The following is an 18356-nucleotide window of genomic DNA, read 5'->3' on the forward strand; positions in this document are numbered from 1 at the left end:
TGATTCAGATACAATAGCCGCAATTTTGCAGTGGTTTGCCATGTTTATACGGTAATTAACCCCACTGCTCTCAACACAGTAATCATAAGAGAGTTTTAGATGGTACGAGCGGTACACTTCACACTTCCTGCATTATTCGTCACTTGCTCACTGTTTGCAGAAGAAGCAAACAACATTGAACAAATCACCGTTGAAGTATCAGCAACAGCCAATAAAGAACCTGTTGGCACCTTTGATGCGCCCGTTTCAAATTTAGAATACGACCCACGTGTCGACTTACAATCACGTAATATGGCTGAGGCACAAGCCGATGTGACGATACGGGGTGGTATTTTTGAAAATACCGGCTTTCGTGTTGGCAGCAGCACCTTATTCGATCCACAGTCAGGGCATTACTTTGCAGAAATTCCTATTGCACCGCAGATGCTAGCAGGCCCAGCGGTTCTAACCGGTGCTGATAACGCTCTATATGGCATGAATAGCTCTGTAGGGACCGTTTCATTTGGCTGGCGACCTATTACAAGCACGGGGAGTGCTTCGTTAGGGATTGGTAGCAATGGCTTTAACTTACAGAGTATTCATGCAGCGCACAGCCAAAAGCTTGAGAGCATGCCTGATTGGCGCTTAGGCTTTGAAGGTGAGTATTCGCATTCAAAAAGTGATGGTTCTATTAAGAATGGTGACCATGATTTTGAACGCGCATCGGCACGCATTCAACTGGCAAGTGACACTTCACAAACTGATTTAATGTTCGGTAAACAAGCAAAGTTTTTTGGTTGGCCCAACTTATACACGCCGTTTAATTTTAATGAAACCGAAGATCTTGAAACCACTTTGGTAATGTTAAATCACAAACACTTGTACGGTGCGAGCAATACATTTGAAGTGACCGGTTATTATCGTAAACATAACGATCACTATGTATTATCACGTGAAAACCCCGCTATTTTTGAAGCTTTTCACGAAACAACGGTAAAATCACTGGGGTTATCGGGCCGCCACGCACTCAACACGGCATATGCAATTAACTACTCAGGGCAATTTATTGCAGATTCTATTGAGTCTACTTCTCTTGAAAACAACTTTACTTCACGCAATTACACGAAGTTAAGCGTATTGCCAGAATACACAACAGCACTTGCTACTGATAAACAGCTTACCGTGCGTGCGGGTGTAGCATTTGATAACACAAATCGTGATCGTTCAGATACCTCCTTCATTGCTGATGCGAGCCTTAAAGTTGTCAATCAAAATGGCAGTGAACACACGTGGTATGCGTCATACGCAGAGGCAACTCAAGTACCAGGTTATACAGCGATTGGTGGCAGCGAAACAGGTGGTTTATTCAGAAGTAACTACAACCTTGAGCGCGAAACGACCGACAACCTCGAGTTAGGCTTGCTAATTGAAGAGCAAACATGGCGCTTAGATTCAGCGATATTTTATCGTAAAGATAAAAACCTCACTGACTGGACCTACCGCTTTGATGCAACCTCAGCGCGTTTTGCCAACCCTGTTGATATTGATACTTTAGGGGTTGAGTTCCTAGCTAATAAGTCGTTTGACACCACCGAGCTTATTGCCAGCTACACCTATTTAGAAAAGTCCGAAGATTATGGCGCAGCGGATATTGATGCGAGTTTTTACGCCCTAAACTATCCAGATCACCGTTTAACACTCGGTGCAGTTTGGCAACCAATGGACGTACTTGAACTGCGTATTGATAATGAATGGCGTAAACAGCACAGCAATCGCCTGAGACGCTCAAGCGATGAAGCCTTCTTTACGCAACTGACGCTAAAATTCACTCCAGCTCAGCTTGAAAATGTGTTTATTACTTTAGCAGCAGACAACATATGGGATGAATCATTCGAAGAAGTCCCCGGCACTCCAGGACGCGGCGAGCAATACACACTAAGCGCTACGTATAGCTGGTAGTTCACAAACCAAAAATGCCAGTCAATAAGACTGGCATTTTCGGTTACATTCTTAAGCTAAAAATGAATGGTATAAGCCATAAAATATCGGAGAGCTAACTAAAAAACCCACAAATAATATTTTAAAAAAACTATCTTTGCTTTCAATCGAACTCATAATCGATACAGAATCCGTATCAGCCTGTTCTATGGGTTTAAATCTTCGGTAAGTTTTTACCACCACTAAACCGATAATGAATGGCATGACAATAGCTAATACAACTAACAACAAAAATAACCACGCTTCATTGGATGTGTGTCTCATATTCTTCCTTAATTACAAAATCAGTGTATCGTAACTAAAATAGAACCAGCTTGCTAAATGTTTTATGATAAATATTGTTTAAAGCTTTTCAGAAACAACAGCCAAATTTATGTCATCTGTTCAAGTTCGGTAATTAGATACAATGCTTGTTCGTTAGTCGTGCCACACACATCTATCGTGGCAGAAAAGTCGCTACACACCTTTGGCCTTGAGGCATCACCAAATAATTTACACAAATTATTCTCATCAAGCTGAATACAGCGCTCTCCGGCCGCTTTGCCGTTTGGCATCCCTGGAATGGGTGAGCTAATACTAGGTGCAATACAACAGGCGCCACAGCCTAATCTACATGCCATTTTATCTGTCATCACGTACCTCTTTAAGAACCTTTATCGCGTCTTTGTAATATGTGTAATGGTTTGTTACATCTTCAAACGCCTTGTAAACACTTTATTGCGTATGCTTAGCCTAACAAATTTTAAATTTAATCATTACCGTCAACCGTGAGGGAATATCCCGTGGCTAGTAAAAAACAAATCATTCTCCCTATTGCCGTTTTAGTCGGCGGCTTAGGAATGGCTTTTGCGTTTGCCTCAATGAAGCAAGCCCCTGTCGAAAAACCAGAACAAGATACGCGTCCGCTTGTATCGATTAAACCATTGAGCTTCGATACGATTACTCTCGATGTAAAATCGTACGGCATTGTTAAGCCAAAGAATCACACCGAGCTTGTAGCGCAAGTTAGCGGCCAAGTTGTATCGCTTTCTGATCAGTTTGTACAAGGCGGATTTGTTAAGCAAGGCGACATTCTAGCACGAATTGACCCAAATGATTACGAAGCAGCACTTATCGAAGCCGAAGCTGGGCTTGCACAAGCAAGTTCTGCACTGGAGATTGAACGTGCACAAGTTTCTGTTGCGCAAGCTGAGTGGGATCGTATCAAAGGCGACTCTCATCAAGTTATTCCCTCTGAACTTTACCTACGTAAACCACAACTCGCTGAAAAACTTGCTAATTACCGTGCAGCGCAAGCAAGCGTTAAGCGTGCTAAACGCAACTTAGAACGTACTTATATTAAAGCCCCTTACGATGCCATTATCGAAGAACGCTTAATTAGTTTAGGCAGTGTTGTTAACCCGGGTAACAGCTTTGGCAGTTTAAGTTCTACCTCACTTGCTGAAATCCGCTTACCCGTTGCCGATAAAGACTTACAGTATTTGGATAATCAAGGTATTGGTGCAAACGTTTCTATTAGCGCCGAGTTTGCTGGTAAACAAACCACATGGCAAGCTACCATTGTTCGCACTGAAGGTGTGGTAGACCAACGCAGTCGAATGAATTATTTAGTTGCCCAAGTTGCTACGCCCTACCAGCAAAAAAATCCATTACGTTTTGGCTCATACATCAACGCGACTATTCAAGGTCGCGCTTTAGATAATGCCATTGTTGTGCCACACCACTTAGTAAAAGACAACAAAATTGCCGTTTTACAAGAAGGCGAAACACTGACATTTAAAACCCTTCATATCGTGCGTGAACAAAATGGTATGGTGATCGCGGATAACGGCCTTGCGAATGGCGAAAAACTCATTACCTCAGCCCTTGAGTACCCCACTGAGGGGATGGCTGTAAAGTTAGATAACGCTGAGTTAAGCGCGCCAACCACGCAACTCGCGTTAAAAGAGGACTAAGTCATGACCACGCAAAGAGAAAAAGGTTTAATCGCGTGGTTTGCTCGCAACCCTGTTGCAGCAAATCTCCTCATGATCTTTATTTTAGTAGGCGGTTTGCTGACCGCTATGTCTGTTCGTAAACAGATGTTCCCACAGTTTGAAAGTAACTGGATCAGCATTCAAGCTGTTTATCCGGGTGCTGCTCCACAAGAAGTAGAAGAAGGCATCACCATAAAAGTCGAAGAGTCACTTGAAGGACTCGAAGGTATTAAACGCTTAATTACTTACTCAAACCGCGGGTTTTCACAAGCCTGGATCGAAATTGAAGAACAATACGATCCGCAGGAAGTGCTTGACGAAATCAAGATGCAAGTTGACTCAATTAATACCTTTCCTGCAGAGATGGAACGGCCTATTGTTCGCCGTGATAAGTACGAGCAAGAAGTCATGATCTTGGCGCTTTATGGCGATATGAGCAATTACCAACTAAAAGAGCTGGGTAACGACATAAAAGATGAACTTCAAGCGTTACCGCAAATCAACTTAGTTGAATTTCACAGTGGCCTAAATTATGAAATTGGCATTGAAATAAGCCCTGATAAACTGCGCGAGTATGGTTTAACGTTCCGGGATATTGCGACTGCCGTGCGTAGCTTTTCGGCAAATATGTCGGCGGGTCAAATTCGCTCTGAAAATGGTTATATTTCAATGCGTGTTGAAAACCAAGCTTACCGTGGTAAAGAGTTTGAGAACCTCCCGTTATTGCACCTACCCGATGGCGCACAAGTGCTACTTGGCGATGTAGCCACCGTGAACGATGGCTTTGAAGAGGGTCTGCAATACTCAAAATACAATGGCAAAAACTCATTAACGTTTGAAGTTAATGCCTCTAAAGATCAAGATATCACCAAAGTTGCAGCGGTTCTTAAACAGTACCTTGCTGATAAAGCCCCACTCTTACCAGAGGGTGTAAAATTATCACCTATTGTCGATTTAACTTACTACCTTGAAGGTCGTCTAAATATGATGATCGATAATATGATTTGGGGGGGTATTTTGGTGATGGTGGTACTCGCCCTATTCTTGCCATTGCGATTAGCATTTTGGGTCATGATGGGGTTGCCTGTGTCTTTCCTAGGTGCTTTTTTAATGATGCCAATGGGCTTTTTAGATATCACCGTTAACCTTGCATCCTTGTTTGCCTTCATATTAGTTCTGGGGATCGTCGTTGATGATGCCATTGTGGTCGGTGAGTCAGCCAGTGCTGAAATTGAAAAACACGGCCATAGCCTTGATAACGTTGTGCGTGGTGTAAAACGCGTTGCCATTCCTGCTACATTTGGTGTACTAACAACCATTGCTGCATTCTTACCGCAAACACTGGCGTCGGGACCTGGTTCTGCGTTCTCTAAAGCCATTGGTGGGGTAATTATTTTATGTTTAATTTTCTCTTTGATTGAATCGAAACTTATTTTACCAGCTCACCTAGCGGCAATGAAAAATAAGCCTGCCAACCCAAAAAACCCTTTACATCGTTTGCGTTTAGGTATGGATAACGGTTTGAAAAACTTTGTCGATAATTATTACACGCCATTTATTGGTCACTGTATCCACTATCGATATACCGTTATTGTTGGCTTTATTTGTGTCCTTATTGTGAGCGGTGGTATGTTTGCAGGTGGTTTAGTGAAGTTTGTTGCGAACCCTAAAATTCCGCATGACTTTCCGCGCATCTCAGTCGAAATGAACTTATCGTCATCTGAGCAAGCAACGCTTGAGACAGCAAAAACAATTGAAAACGTCATATTAAATGTCGATAAGCAACTGCAAGAGCAGTATGGTCAATCGATGATCCGTGACTTATCAGTCAGCTTACGAGGTCGCACCAATGCCAATATTATGGCTATTTTAGTTGAGCCTGACTTACGCCCTATCGATACATTTCAGTTAAGTGCGTTATGGCGTGAACAAATGCCGCCACTGCCTGGTGTAAAAACACTTAACATTCAAGACAGCATAATGAATGGCGGCCGTGATGATGGCGATGTAAGTTTTCGCTTAGAAGGCAAAGACATTAACAAACTAAAAGAAGTCGCAGCAAAACTTAAAGAGAAACTTAACAGCATGGAAGGTGTTGGTGACGTTAATGACTCACTACAATCGGCGACCGATGAAGTACAGCTAGAACTTAAACCTCTTGCGTATAGCTTAGGTCTTACACTGTCTGATGTTGCTTCGCAAGTGAGCTTTAGTTACTACGGATTAGAGGCACAACGTATTCTTCGCGAAGGTGAAGAGATCAAAGTCATGATTCGCTATCCACGAGAATCACGCAATGCTGTGAGCGACATTACCGATGCACGTATCATTACGCCAACGGGTGTTGAAGTGCCGCTGGCAGAAGTTGCTAAAGTAAATATCGTAGATGGGGTTAACCGTATTCGCCGAGAAAATGCAAAGCGTACTGTTAATGTGTGGGCTGCGGTTAATACCGAGCAAGCAGAACCATTTGCAATCGCAAAAGAAATTCGTGATGAGTATTTACCCAGCCTACTTAAAAACTACCCAGGTGTAGAAAGTAATGTAGCAGGACGTATTCAAGAAGAAATGGACAGTGTGGCTGAGCAAGTACGTGATTTTGCTCTGTCGATGATGATTATTTTTGCATTATTAGCGATTCCACTTCGCTCATATTCTCAGCCATTTATTATCATGTCGGTTATTCCATTTGGTGTGATTGGTGCCATGTTTGGTCACATGATTTTAGGGATGACCATGAGCAGCCTGTCGGTGTTCGGCATTATTGCGGTTGCAGGTGTAGTTGTGAATGATTCACTCGTAATGGTCGATTTTGTTAATAAAGCCCGAGCAGAAGGAGTCGCAATTAAAGAGGCAGTAATGCAAGCAGGGGCACGCCGCTTTAGAGCCATTTTATTAACGTCGATCACTACATTTATAGGTGTATTGCCAATAATTATGGAAACCAGTTTACAAGCCAAAATAGTTATCCCAATGGCTGTATCGCTGGCGTTTGGTGTGTTATTTGCGACCGTGATTACATTAATTTTAATTCCATGTCAGTACGTGGCATTAGAAGACTTCAAGCGTTTAATTGCTAAACTAAGAGGCAAAAAAACAACGCCTGATGCCCCACTACAGACATCGAGTAACTAAGCCCTCTCCTTATCCCAACCAAGCGCTTGGTAAGCTTTCTTACCAAGCGTTTTTTGTTAAAAAATAAACAAATATGTTCCTAAAATTTTCATAACTTTGCTAAGCTTAAGTGTGTAAAAAAGAAACAAATTCAAAGAATACTAATTTGCATATTCTAAGAGTTATTTTTAGGCGAAAACCCTCGTCGCGAGCACTGCAAAATTTCGTTGTTCAAAATCAGAAATTTTTAACGCTGTCAGCATCAGGTTTTACCCCTCTGAATAATTAAGTATTAATGCTAATTAGTGTCACTCTTACAAACACGTTATAAGGACATAGCTATGAAATTTATTCGCTACACTGCCTTGGTTAGTTGTTTATCTTTTTGTATTCCTGCGCTGGCTGAAAACCCATATTTACAACAACAGCTTGAACCTATTTTAATTGGCGAATCTCATTCTGTAGAAAGCGAACTAATCCACTCCCCTGAAATGACTGTTGCCACCTACAAAGCAAATAACTTTGAACGTGTTTGGTCTGATTTTGCGTACACAAAACAAGCTCTTAATTTAATTGCACAAGCTGAGCTTGAAGGACTTTTCCCTAACGATTACCACTTTGACACGCTGATGGCATTGGCAAAAGAAATTGACAAGCGCGGCACGCAAGCCGTCGAAGCACAATTCGATGTGCTGATGACCGATGCCATCATGACTTACGCAAAACACCTGATTCGCGGTAAAGTGAACCCTAAACTACTATCCGACACATGGAATTACGAGCAGTCTGATGTCACCCCAGATGCCGCTGCAAAAGCGCTGCTTAAACATGTAAAATCAAAAAGCCTCGAAAAAGGCCTTAATGATTTAAAACCCACTCTGCCCCACTATAAAACCTTGAAAGATGCATTGGTTTTTTATCGCGAACTTGACACCAAAGGTGAGCTTGCGAATATCACATTACAAAATAAGGTATTAAAACCCGGTCAATCAGACCCCGCTGTGCCACTATTAAAACAAAAACTACAACGCTTAAACTACTACTCTTCTGGAATTTCAGATGAAACCAGTTACGACAATGAACTTGTTGAGGCTGTTAAAAAATTCCAATATTTACATCAAGTTGCTGACGATGGTGTAATAGGAAATGAAACCATAAAGCTGCTCAATAGAGATTACAGTGAATATGTTAATGATATCTTAGTTAATTTAGAGCGCATTCGCTGGGTAGACAACACCATTACCGAGCGTTTTTTAATCGTTAATATTGCGGGGTATATGCTTTATCTGTTCGAAGATAACAAACTTCAATGGAAAACCAATGTAGTTGTAGGCCAAAACTACACAAAAACCCCCATATTCAAAGGGCAAATGAGTTACATAGTAATGAACCCGACTTGGACAGTACCACGGAGTATTTCTGGAGGGATTATTAAGAAAATGAAAGATAACCCCAACTATCTGAATGAAAAGGACTTTGTGGTAGTAGATAGCCGCCGTAACCCCGTAGATAGCAAGAGCATTGACTGGGCTAATGCGAGCCGCAAAAACTTCCCGTATTGGTTTGTACAGCAACCTTCAGAAAATAATTCACTGGGACAAATCAAATTCATGTTCCCAAATAAATACTCAATTTATTTGCACGACACTCCTGCAAAAAGTTTATTCCAGCAAGACCAACGTGCATTCAGTCATGGTTGCGTGCGGGTTGATGAGCCACTCACACTCGCTGAAAAAATATTAGGAACCTCGGATGGTTGGTCTCGCAGTAAAATTGATGACGCTATCTCTGCTAAAGAGACACAAAAAGTAACCCTGTCAAACCCGCTTGATGTCTTTTTAATGTATTGGACCGTGGCTGCAAATACAGATGATGGACTGCATTTTTACTCTGATGTGTATAATCGCGATCCTGTATTACTAAAAAAACTCACTAAGCCACTTTCAAATGATTCAATCTAGAGGTATTTATGAAATTTAGCCTAGTGGTTATCAGTACGTTGTTTGCATGCATAACGCTGCCTATCAGTGCACTTGAGCTCAACAACTCGCTGCACAGTATTGTAATGGATGCGAATGAAGTGCTCACCCTTGATAACACGGCTGACTTTTCTGCTACCGATGTGTCAGATGTAAAAACAGAACGGTTAGGCCCAGCAAGCCTCGCCGTTTATGCTCCTGAAAAAGCAGGGTTTTATTCTTTAGTACTGGCAAATTCACACGCTGAACGCACCTTAATGGTTATTGTAAAAAAGCCGTTTAACGCCAAAAACAAAGTACTGAATAATTACCAAATTGGCACGTACCCTGCTCCATACAAAAACAACCCACAGTACAGTGCCCCATCAGGGCTTATTGAAATAACAGAGCAGGATTTAACACGCCAATTAACACCTCATGTGCAAGTTAGAAATGTGATTTGTAAACAAGTGAGTGGTTTTCCAAAATACCTTTATGTTAATAACGACGGGTTAATGATGCTCGAAGATTTACTTAAATTTGTGCAACGTGAAGGGATTAAAGTAACTAAATTTGCCTTTATCAGTGGCTATCGTACGCCTCATTACAACCGCTCTATTGGTAATGGACGACACAGTCGTCATCAATATGGTGATGCCTTTGATTTATACATCGATGAAAACGGCGATGGACGCATGGACGATTTAAACGGTGATGGCAAGCTCACCATTGCCGATGTCGATGTACTTTATAAACTGTTCGAAAAATTTCAAAAGCAAAGCCGCTACACTGGCGGTATTGGCCGCTATATACCTGCGGCTCATCATGGTGGTTTTGTACACATAGACAACCGTGGCTTTACCGCAAGGTGGTAAGACACTCTATTAATAAATGAATTGTAATAGAATGTTTCTATTATATTCCAATAAGATAAAGACTAAGCTATTGTGAATTAGTACAAAAATCACACTAAATAGAAAATCCATCGCTCACATAGTGTCACGGCTAAAACGAGACTGCCTCTTTTGGAATTAGAATGGATTAGATTCATCATAAGGACAGCAATGAAAACATTTATAAATTACATAAAACTACTCTTTATCATTTCAATAATTATTTTTACAAGCCTTGCCCGCAGCCAAGATATGCAAACTGAGATGGCTCACTTTATTCAAGGTTTTCATGACTACAAGCAGTTCAATGGCAATGTACTAGTCGCTAAAGATGGAAAAGTACTGTTTGAAAAAAGTTATGGCTACGCAAACTTTGAATGGGATATTGAGCACAGCGAGAAAAGTAAATTTAGAATAGGTTCGATTACAAAACAATTTACTGCCATGCTCATTTTACAACTTGCGCAACAAGGTAAGCTCAAACTTGATGAACCTCTGGCAACGTACCTTCCTGATTACAGGCAAGATATCGCAGCAAAAATTACTCTTCGACAAATACTCAACCATACTTCTGGGCTTAGTAATTACACTCAATTAAAAACATTTCGCGACGAATATAGTAAAAACAACTACAGCGTTGATGAATTTATCCGCTTATTGTGCAGTGATGATCTATTGTTCGAACCCGGCACTGAATTTCGTTATAGCAACTCAGGCTACTTTATTTTAGGTGCAGTAATTGAAAAGGTAACGGGTCAAAAATACAAAGACGTATTACAGAAGAATATTTTAGATCCACTCGGAATGAACGACACTGGCTATGATTCTCACAATAAAATAATTAAATTTCGCGTATCGGGTTACGACAATGGCCTAACTGGCTACAGCAATACAGACTACTTAGATATGTCTATCCCGTATGCTGCTGGGTCTATGTATTCAACAGCACGAGATTTACTAAAATGGGATCAAGCCCTTTACTCAGATAAGTTATTGAACAAAGAATATAAACAGCAGATGTATCACGTGTCTGAGCAAAGAAATTATGCGCTTGGTTGGGAAGTAACTAACCTTGATAAAAGCACCTATGGAAAACCCCTGACACGTATTCAACATGGCGGTGGCATCAATGGTTTTAATGCATTTATAAGTAGGATCATCGAAGACAAATTACTGGTTATCATTTTAAATAATACCGGTGGTGCGCCACTCACCCCCATGACTAATGGCCTACTTGCAATCTACTATGGCAAACCCTACGAAAAAGCGACAGAGCATATAGATAGCAAACTTTATAACGTATTTAAACGTGAAGGTATTGAAGGGCTAAAGAAAACCTATCAGCAAATGGTGAGTGATGGTAATACGCCAAGAGAAAGGTCGCTAAACTACTTTGGCTATGAATTAATGCAGATGGGTGAGCTAGACGCCGCAATCACGGTGTTTGAACTCAACAATCAATCTTATCCAGATTCCGCAAATACGTTTGATAGTTTAGGTGAAGCATATTTAGCAGCCGGTGATAAACAAAAAGCATTAGCAAGTTACAAAAAAGCGCTCACGCTAGACCCAGAAAGTAACAGTGCACACGACGCGATTGAAAAACTGCAATAACAAAAGAAGCCACGCCACGTGGCCTCTTTTTACTTTTAGCATGGCTAAAGCGCTCGCGGGCTCACTTTAATTTAAAGTATAAAGCCTGAGAGGAATTTCACCCTGCTCTGAGAATGTTGCTTAGCCATAAAGATGAAAAAGCCTCGTTATTCTATACTTAAAATAATTAGTTATCGAGTACCCGCTTATCTAAAATACCCTTTTCAATCAGTTGATTGAGTATAGCTTTGGTTTTTTCGCGGCATATATCCCGAACTAAACGAACAGCAGGTGTAATTGATTGCCGACTTGGACAGATAAGCCACAGCTCTGCACATAAATGTGGATAGTCTTGCATAACAGGTATCACACGTTCATTAAGCAAATCATCACTGATATCAATGCATGATTTAACTGCAAGGCCTTTACCTGCAACACACCATCGTCTGACTAAATCACCATCATTAGAGGCACGGCGACCTTGCATTTTTACCTTAAAACGTTCTGTGCCGTCAGTAAAATCCCAGACATTATTAATGATATCTTGCAGTTGATAAAAAAGCCCCTGATGTTGTTTTAAGTCATTTGGGTGCTTAGGCATACCATGCTTGGCTAAATAGTCTGGGGTTGCACATAATATACGTGGCACATTACAAATTTTGAAACCATAAAGATTGGAATCTGATGGCGAGCCATAGCGCAGTGCAAAATCGACTGAATCACGGTAAAAGTCAACATTACTATCACTGATATGCGGTCTCAAGCTGAGTTTAGGGTACTCATCTAATAATTCATCAAGCCAAGGAATAATCATATTACGGCCCAGATCAGATGATAACGCCACTCTAAGCTCCCCTTCAATTTCATCATGCTCGCCTTTTAATGCAAGAGTTGCTTGCTCAAGCATGGCAATTGCCTGCTGACATTGAGGCAAAAAGCGCTCACCAGCTGCTGATAAACGCAAGTGACGCGTTGTTCGCACAAATAACTCAGTACCGAGTGCTGCTTCAACACGCTTTATTGCTGCACTCGCTGTTGCTGAGCGCATATCTAGTTTTGCAGCAGCGGTAGTAATGCTGCGGAATTCAGCGACCTTGAGGATTAATTTCAGATCTTCAACCAACATATTAACTAAAATTTTTTGATAATGTTTATTGAATTATGCGCTTTATCGCTAAGTATGCAAGGCGTACACTCAGTCATATTGTTATACATGCGGGAGCAATTACATGACACACCCTATTATTTCAGACTTACAACGCCGTTATACAAGCAAGCGCTACGATGCAACTAAACGCATTAGCCAAGATGATTTGGCCGTTATTTTAGAAGCACTGCGCTTAACTCCTTCATCGATTAACTCGCAACCATGGAAATTCGTAGTAATTGAATCAGACCAAGCAAAACAGCGTTTACACGACAGCTTTGCAAACAAGTTTCAGTTTAATCAATTACATGCGAAGGCCGCCTCACACACTATATTATTTGCTTATAACCCTCGCTACAAACGTGAAGATTATGAAAAAGTCATAGAGGCAGACATTGCTAATGGACGTACAAAAGCAGAAAACAAAGAAAGCGCTTTTGGTGCCTTTGCTTTTGTTGATTTAAATACCGATGAACAAGGCAATAATGCACAGTGGACTAAGTCACAAACGTATATTGCGTTAGGCAATACCATGCATGCCGTGGCTCGTTTAGGCATTGACTCTACTCCGATGGAAGGGGTTGATAAAGATTTACTCGGTGAGCTTTTCGCTGATGAGCTAGATGGGTATGTCTGTGAAGTTGCTTTGGCAATTGGCTATCACGAACCTGAGCAAGATTATAATGCTGCATTACCAAAATCGCGTTTAGATAAAGATACTATTATTTCAGTGATTTAAGCGCTACATGCCGTGTATTACGCCTACTCTCGTAGGCGTAATATTTAATTTAACGTTGTATTGACCTTCACATTACGCGCCATACCTTCACTTAAGTCAGCAGTAATCGTTGCAAAACCACCATTAATAAGCGCTAAATTTGGCGCAACATGTCCAATGTCTGCATCGACAATAACCGGAAATAAGTTGCCTTTAAATGCGAGCTCAATTGCTTGGTATTCATCAAAGTAGCAGTCGTTATTTATTGCAGGGCTGCGACCAAACACAACGGCATTTACATCGGTAAAAACATCATTCAATTTTAACGATAACAAACAGCGTGCAAGTGCCATCGGGCTGAGCTCTGCATTTTCTAAATATAAAATAAGTCCTTCAGGTGCATACTGTTTTTTAAATTCATGTAATGCGTAGTAATTAGAAGGTAATAGTAAACCTAACGTATCCAAACAGCCGCCTATCAAGCGCCCTGACACTTCAATTTTACGTGTGTCTTTGTAGTTTATACAACGCCATTGGCTCGGTGCAGTTAAATCAAACTGTGCCTGCGGCTGGTGCGAATAATCTATAACAGACTGCTGGTAATAAGGTGAGGCCACTTGATTTAATTGACCTTTTTCACCTAATTGTAGTGCTTTGAAAATGTTTGCTAAGTATTCATCAGGATCGTCTGGGTGAATTTGCATTAAATTTGCTGCGTGCAGTGTTGCCCAACCACATCGTGTCGTTAAAGCACATGCAAATGTACTGATATCTGAAAATCCCACTAACCACTTCGGTTGTGCTTGGCTTATCGCATTAAAATCAAGTAAAGATAAAATTTCCATGGTGAGATCGCCGCCCCATGGCGGCATGATAGCGGCAATTGAGTCATCTGTTAAAAACTGCATTAATTCATCTGCACGCTGTTTTGCAGGACTATGGGCTTCGCGTAAGCATGCCCCTTCTATAACTTGAAAGCCTTTTGCTTTTAAGCCCGCCAACACAAGATCTAAACGTGCGTGATATGCTTGATCAACCCCTGATGAAAAAGCGCAAATGGCTATTTTATCGCCTTTTGAAAGCGCTTTAGGGTAGTGAATTTTTGCCATTGTCACCTCTATATAATCGTTAATAGAACGCCAACGTAACGAATAATTGGGTGGCTGTAAACAGGCATAAAAAAACCGCGGTATAAAACCGCGGCTTCATCAATGCTTGGTTAAGCTATTAAATATACTCAACTTCAATGATTTCGTATTCAACTTCACCATTAGGTGTTTTAATGGTAACGGCGTCATCAACCTCTTTACCAATTAAACCACGCGCGATTGGCGAGTTTACAGAGATCAGGTTATTTTTGATATCTGCTTCATCATCACCCACGATTTGGTATTTAACCTCAGCGTCGGTTTCAACATTAACGATAGTAACCGTTGTACCAAAAATAACTTTACCTGTCTTAGGCATCTTAGTTATATCGATGATTTGTACATTTGAAAGCTTCGCTTCAATTTCTTGAATACGACCTTCACAAAAACCTTGTTGCTCACGAGCAGCATGATATTCCGCGTTTTCTTTCAAATCACCATGCTCACGTGCGTCAGCAATATCAGCAATGATTTTTGGACGGGTAACTGTTTTTAATTCGTTAAGTTCTTCGCGCAGTAATGCTGCACCACGAACCGTCATCGGAATTGATTGCATATTATTCTCACTTAATCCCAAGGGCGAATCACTCGCCCTTGGCACATTTCCTTAGTTCATTCGCTGGTGTAGTTCCTGAACTGACGTCACTTTGCTACGGTCGTCTGCTTGGTTTGCAGTACAGTTAGCAAATGCCGCGTTCAGTGTCGTTGTGTAGTTAGTCTTGTGCTGTAACGCACCACGACGTAACACCTTCGAATCTTCAATCGCTTGGCGACCTTCAGTAGTGTTTACAATGTAGCTGTATTCACCATTTTTAATTCTATCAAGAATATGAGGACGACCTTCGAATACTTTGTTTACGCGACGAACTGCAATACCAGCGTCTTCAAGTGCTTTGGCAGTACCACCTGTTGCATCTAGCTCAAAACCAAGTTCAGTCATAGTTTTAGCAAGTTCAACAATACGTGGTTTGTCACTGTTGCGTACCGATAGTAACGCGCGACCACCGCGTGGTAAAGTGTTGCTTGCACCTAATTGTGCTTTAGCGAACGCTTCGGCGAATGTTTCACCAACACCCATTACCTCACCCGTTGAGCGCATTTCTGGGCCACGCATTGGGTCAACACCTTGGAACTTAGCAAACGGTAATACAACTTCTTTAACGCTGTAGTAAGGAGGAATCACTTCTTTGGTGATACCTTGGCTTGCCAATGACTGACCTGCCATACAACGCGCTGCTACTTTAGCAAGTGCTACACCCGTTGCTTTTGATACAAACGGTACTGTACGCGCTGCACGAGGGTTTACTTCGATTAAGTAAACTTGGCCGTCTTTCACTGCAAACTGTGTATTCATAAGACCCACTACGCCAAGCTCAAGTGCCATGTCTGTCACTTGCTTACGCATTACGTCTTGTACTTCAGCAGTTAATGAATGAGCAGGTAATGAACATGCTGAGTCACCTGAGTGAACACCTGCTTGCTCGATATGCTCCATAATACCGCCGATAATCACTTGCTCACCGTCACAGATAGCATCAACGTCAACTTCGATTGCGTTATCTAAGAAACGGTCAAGCAATACTGGGGCTTCATTTGATGCAGATACCGCTTCAGTCATGTAACGACGTAAGTCATCTTCATCGTAAACGATTTCCATCGCACGACCACCAAGTACATATGAAGGACGTACAACCAGAGGGAAACCGATTTCAGCCGATTTTACAATCGCTTCTTCTAGAGACGTTACTGTTGCATTTTCAGGTTGAAGAAGGTTTAAACGCTCAACAAGTTGTTGGAAACGCTCACGGTCTTCAGCACGGTCGATTGCATCAGGTGACGTACCAATAACTGGCACACCATTCGCTTCAAGTGCACGAGCCAGTTTAAGTGGAGTTTGACCACCGTACTGAACGATTACGCCTTTTGGTTTTTCAACACGAACGATTTCTAATACATCTTCAAGCGTAATTGGCTCGAAGAATAGACGGTCAGATGTGTCGTAGTCTGTTGAAACAGTTTCAGGGTTACAGTTAACCATGATTGTTTCGTAACCGTCTTCACGTAGCGCTAATGCCGCGTGAACACAGCAGTAATCGAATTCGATACCTTGACCAATTCGGTTAGGACCACCACCAATTACCATGATTTTATCTTTGTCAGACGGGTTCGCTTCACACTCTTCGTCATACGTTGAGTACATGTAAGCTGTGTCTGAACTAAATTCTGCCGCACACGTATCAACGCGTTTGTAGACTGGCACGATATTTAATTGGTGACGTTTTTTGCGAATTTCAGCTTCAGATACACCCGCAATTTCAGCGATACGTGCATCAGCAAAACCTTTGCGTTTAAGCTTGCGTAAGAACTCGGCATTTAAACCAGCCATACCTACTTCGCTGATTGTTTCTTCGTCTTTTAAGATATCTTCGATTTGTACTAAGTACCATGGATCGATTTTAGTCAATTCGAATACATCTTCAACGCTCATACCATGACGCATTGCATCAGCAACATACCAAATACGCTCGGCACCTGGCTCACGCAATTCACGAATGATTTTCTCTTTCGCTTTCGGGTCATCAAGCGCAACAATTGGGTTAAAACCTGTTGCACCCACTTCAAGACCACGTAATGCTTTGTGTAGTGATTCTTGTTGGTTACGACCAATAGCCATAACCTCACCCACAGATTTCATCTGTGTAGTAAGACGGTCGTTTGAACCTGCGAATTTTTCGAAGTTAAAACGTGGGATCTTAGTCACAACGTAATCGATTGAAGGCTCGAATGAAGCAGGTGTTTTACCACCCGTGATATCATTTTGAAGCTCGTCAAGCGTATAACCTACAGCTAGTTTCGCAGCGATTTTAGCAATTGGGAAACCCGTTGCTTTAGACGCTAGAGCCGATGAACGAGATACACGAGGGTTCATTTCAATGATAACCATACGGCCATCAACTGGATTCACACCAAACTGTACGTTTGAACCACCTGTTTCAACGCCGATTTCGCGAAGTACCGCCATCGATGCATTACGCATGATTTGGTATTCTTTATCCGTCAACGTTTGTGCTGGTGCAACGGTGATTGAGTCACCCGTGTGAACGCCCATTGGGTCAAAGTTTTCGATAGAACATACGATGATACAGTTGTCGTTTTTGTCACGAACAACTTCCATTTCGTACTCTTTCCAACCGATTAATGATTCATCAATTAGAAGTTCATTTGTTGGTGATAAATCTAAACCACGCTCACAAATTTCATCAAATTCTTCTTGGTTGTATGCAACACCGCCACCGGTACCACCCATGGTGAATGATGGACGGATAATACATGGGAAGCCTATACGAGTAAGTACATCGTGTGCTTCGTCCATTGAGTGAGCGATTTCAGCACGCGGACACTCAAGGCCAATATTTTTCATTGCAGCGTCAAAACGCTCACGGTTTTCTGCTTTATCGATGGCATCCGCAGTTGCACCGATTAGCTCAACACCGTGTTTAGCCAACACACCGTGCTTGTCTAGGTCAAGCGCACAGTTTAATGCTGTTTGACCACCCATTGTTGGGAGTACAGCATCTGGCTTTTCTTTTTCAATAATTTTTTCTACCACTTCCCAGTGAATTGGTTCGATGTACGTCGCATCGGCCATTTCAGGGTCAGTCATGATAGTTGCAGGGTTCGAGTTTACAAGAATAACTCGATAGCCTTCTTCTCGTAGTGCTTTACACGCTTGTGCACCAGAGTAGTCAAATTCACAAGCTTGACCGATAACGATCGGGCCCGCGCCTAAGATAAGAATGCTTTTTATGTCGGTACGTTTTGGCATTGTTAC

General features: G+C 41.7%; 13 protein-coding genes. 7 read left to right on the plus strand and 6 right to left on the minus strand.

All coding sequences use genetic code 11. The features are described 5' to 3' along the window. The first annotated feature begins 99 nt into the window (after window positions 1–99). On the plus strand, window positions 100–1938 hold the full coding sequence (locus GZH31_RS09675) for a TonB-dependent siderophore receptor (protein ID WP_180310916.1): 1839 nt from the start codon (window positions 100–102) through the stop codon (window positions 1936–1938). 51 nt (window positions 1939–1989) lie between these two features. Here GZH31_RS09675 and GZH31_RS09680 read toward each other — a convergent pair whose 3' ends face one another. Then, the gene (locus GZH31_RS09680; RefSeq protein ID WP_065978689.1) at window positions 1990–2241 is read right to left on the minus strand and encodes a hypothetical protein; all 252 of its coding nucleotides are present in this window, start codon (window positions 2239–2241) and stop codon (window positions 1990–1992) included. A 107-nt stretch (window positions 2242–2348) separates the two neighbouring features. After that, window positions 2349–2597 carry a YkgJ family cysteine cluster protein gene (locus GZH31_RS09685; RefSeq protein WP_180311637.1) on the minus strand — a complete coding sequence of 83 codons (249 nt, stop codon included), beginning with the start codon at window positions 2595–2597 and terminating at the stop codon, window positions 2349–2351. Window positions 2598–2759: 162 nt separating this feature from the next. Between GZH31_RS09685 and GZH31_RS09690 the strand changes: the two genes are divergently transcribed. The 5 genes from GZH31_RS09690 to GZH31_RS09710 all read left to right on the plus strand — a co-directional run bounded on the left by GZH31_RS09690 (window position 2760) and on the right by GZH31_RS09710 (window position 11532). Next, window positions 2760–3932, plus strand: coding sequence for an efflux RND transporter periplasmic adaptor subunit (locus tag GZH31_RS09690; protein WP_036967700.1), 1173 nt, complete (start codon window positions 2760–2762; stop codon window positions 3930–3932). Between the two features lie 3 nt (window positions 3933–3935). Then, window positions 3936–7088: an efflux RND transporter permease subunit gene (locus GZH31_RS09695; protein WP_036967697.1), complete on the plus strand. Its 3153-nt coding sequence runs from the start codon at window positions 3936–3938 to the stop codon at window positions 7086–7088. Between the two features lie 320 nt (window positions 7089–7408). Next, complete coding sequence (locus GZH31_RS09700; protein WP_036967694.1) at window positions 7409–9028, plus strand: murein L,D-transpeptidase; 1620 nt, start codon at window positions 7409–7411, stop codon at window positions 9026–9028. A gap of 8 nt (window positions 9029–9036) precedes the next feature. Next, window positions 9037–9900 carry a D-Ala-D-Ala carboxypeptidase family metallohydrolase gene (locus GZH31_RS09705; RefSeq protein ID WP_180310917.1) on the plus strand — a complete coding sequence of 288 codons (864 nt, stop codon included), beginning with the start codon at window positions 9037–9039 and terminating at the stop codon, window positions 9898–9900. Window positions 9901–10089: 189 nt separating this feature from the next. Further along, the gene (locus GZH31_RS09710; protein ID WP_180310918.1) at window positions 10090–11532 is read left to right on the plus strand and encodes a serine hydrolase domain-containing protein; all 1443 of its coding nucleotides are present in this window, start codon (window positions 10090–10092) and stop codon (window positions 11530–11532) included. A gap of 166 nt (window positions 11533–11698) precedes the next feature. Here the strand turns inward: GZH31_RS09710 and GZH31_RS09715 are convergent, their stop codons facing one another. Beyond that, complete coding sequence (locus GZH31_RS09715; protein ID WP_036967684.1) at window positions 11699–12637, minus strand: LysR family transcriptional regulator; 939 nt, start codon at window positions 12635–12637, stop codon at window positions 11699–11701. Window positions 12638–12740: 103 nt separating this feature from the next. Here GZH31_RS09715 and GZH31_RS09720 point away from each other — a divergent pair, with 103 nt between their 5' ends. After that, on the plus strand, window positions 12741–13397 hold the full coding sequence (locus tag GZH31_RS09720) for a nitroreductase family protein (RefSeq protein ID WP_074989299.1): 657 nt from the start codon (window positions 12741–12743) through the stop codon (window positions 13395–13397). Window positions 13398–13441: 44 nt separating this feature from the next. Here GZH31_RS09720 and GZH31_RS09725 read toward each other — a convergent pair whose 3' ends face one another. The 3 genes from GZH31_RS09725 to carB form a co-directional block, all read right to left on the minus strand. Further along, a complete protein-coding gene (locus GZH31_RS09725; RefSeq protein WP_065978695.1) occupies window positions 13442–14485 on the minus strand; it encodes a S66 peptidase family protein in 1044 nt (347 codons plus the stop codon). 118 nt (window positions 14486–14603) lie between these two features. Continuing rightward, window positions 14604–15080 carry a transcription elongation factor GreA gene (gene greA, locus GZH31_RS09730; protein WP_036967677.1) on the minus strand — a complete coding sequence of 159 codons (477 nt, stop codon included), beginning with the start codon at window positions 15078–15080 and terminating at the stop codon, window positions 14604–14606. Window positions 15081–15131: 51 nt separating this feature from the next. After that, the gene (gene carB / locus GZH31_RS09735) at window positions 15132–18350 is read right to left on the minus strand and encodes a carbamoyl-phosphate synthase large subunit (protein WP_036967675.1); all 3219 of its coding nucleotides are present in this window, start codon (window positions 18348–18350) and stop codon (window positions 15132–15134) included. Window positions 18351–18356 lie beyond the last annotated feature (6 nt).

Source organism: Pseudoalteromonas sp. JSTW (assembly GCF_013423925.1).
GTDB lineage: Bacteria > Pseudomonadota > Gammaproteobacteria > Enterobacterales > Alteromonadaceae > Pseudoalteromonas > Pseudoalteromonas lipolytica.

Bases quoted from the DNA above. Each gene is read 5' to 3' on its own strand.
- GZH31_RS09725 (WP_065978695.1), bottom strand. From the start codon at position 14,485: ATGGCAAAAATTCACTACCCTAAAGCGCTTTCAAAAGGCGATAAAATA.
- GZH31_RS09700 (WP_036967694.1), top strand. From the start codon at position 7,409: ATGAAATTTATTCGCTACACTGCCTTGGTTAGTTGTTTATCTTTTTGT.
- GZH31_RS09720 (WP_074989299.1), top strand. From the start codon at position 12,741: ATGACACACCCTATTATTTCAGACTTACAACGCCGTTATACAAGCAAG.
- GZH31_RS09710 (WP_180310918.1), top strand. From the start codon at position 10,090: ATGAAAACATTTATAAATTACATAAAACTACTCTTTATCATTTCAATA.
- GZH31_RS09675 (WP_180310916.1), top strand. From the start codon at position 100: ATGGTACGAGCGGTACACTTCACACTTCCTGCATTATTCGTCACTTGC.
- GZH31_RS09705 (WP_180310917.1), top strand. From the start codon at position 9,037: ATGAAATTTAGCCTAGTGGTTATCAGTACGTTGTTTGCATGCATAACG.
- carB (WP_036967675.1), bottom strand. From the start codon at position 18,350: ATGCCAAAACGTACCGACATAAAAAGCATTCTTATCTTAGGCGCGGGC.
- GZH31_RS09680 (WP_065978689.1), bottom strand. From the start codon at position 2,241: ATGAGACACACATCCAATGAAGCGTGGTTATTTTTGTTGTTAGTTGTA.
- GZH31_RS09685 (WP_180311637.1), bottom strand. From the start codon at position 2,597: ATGGCATGTAGATTAGGCTGTGGCGCCTGTTGTATTGCACCTAGTATT.
- GZH31_RS09715 (WP_036967684.1), bottom strand. From the start codon at position 12,637: ATGTTGGTTGAAGATCTGAAATTAATCCTCAAGGTCGCTGAATTCCGC.
- greA (WP_036967677.1), bottom strand. From the start codon at position 15,080: ATGCAATCAATTCCGATGACGGTTCGTGGTGCAGCATTACTGCGCGAA.
- GZH31_RS09695 (WP_036967697.1), top strand. From the start codon at position 3,936: ATGACCACGCAAAGAGAAAAAGGTTTAATCGCGTGGTTTGCTCGCAAC.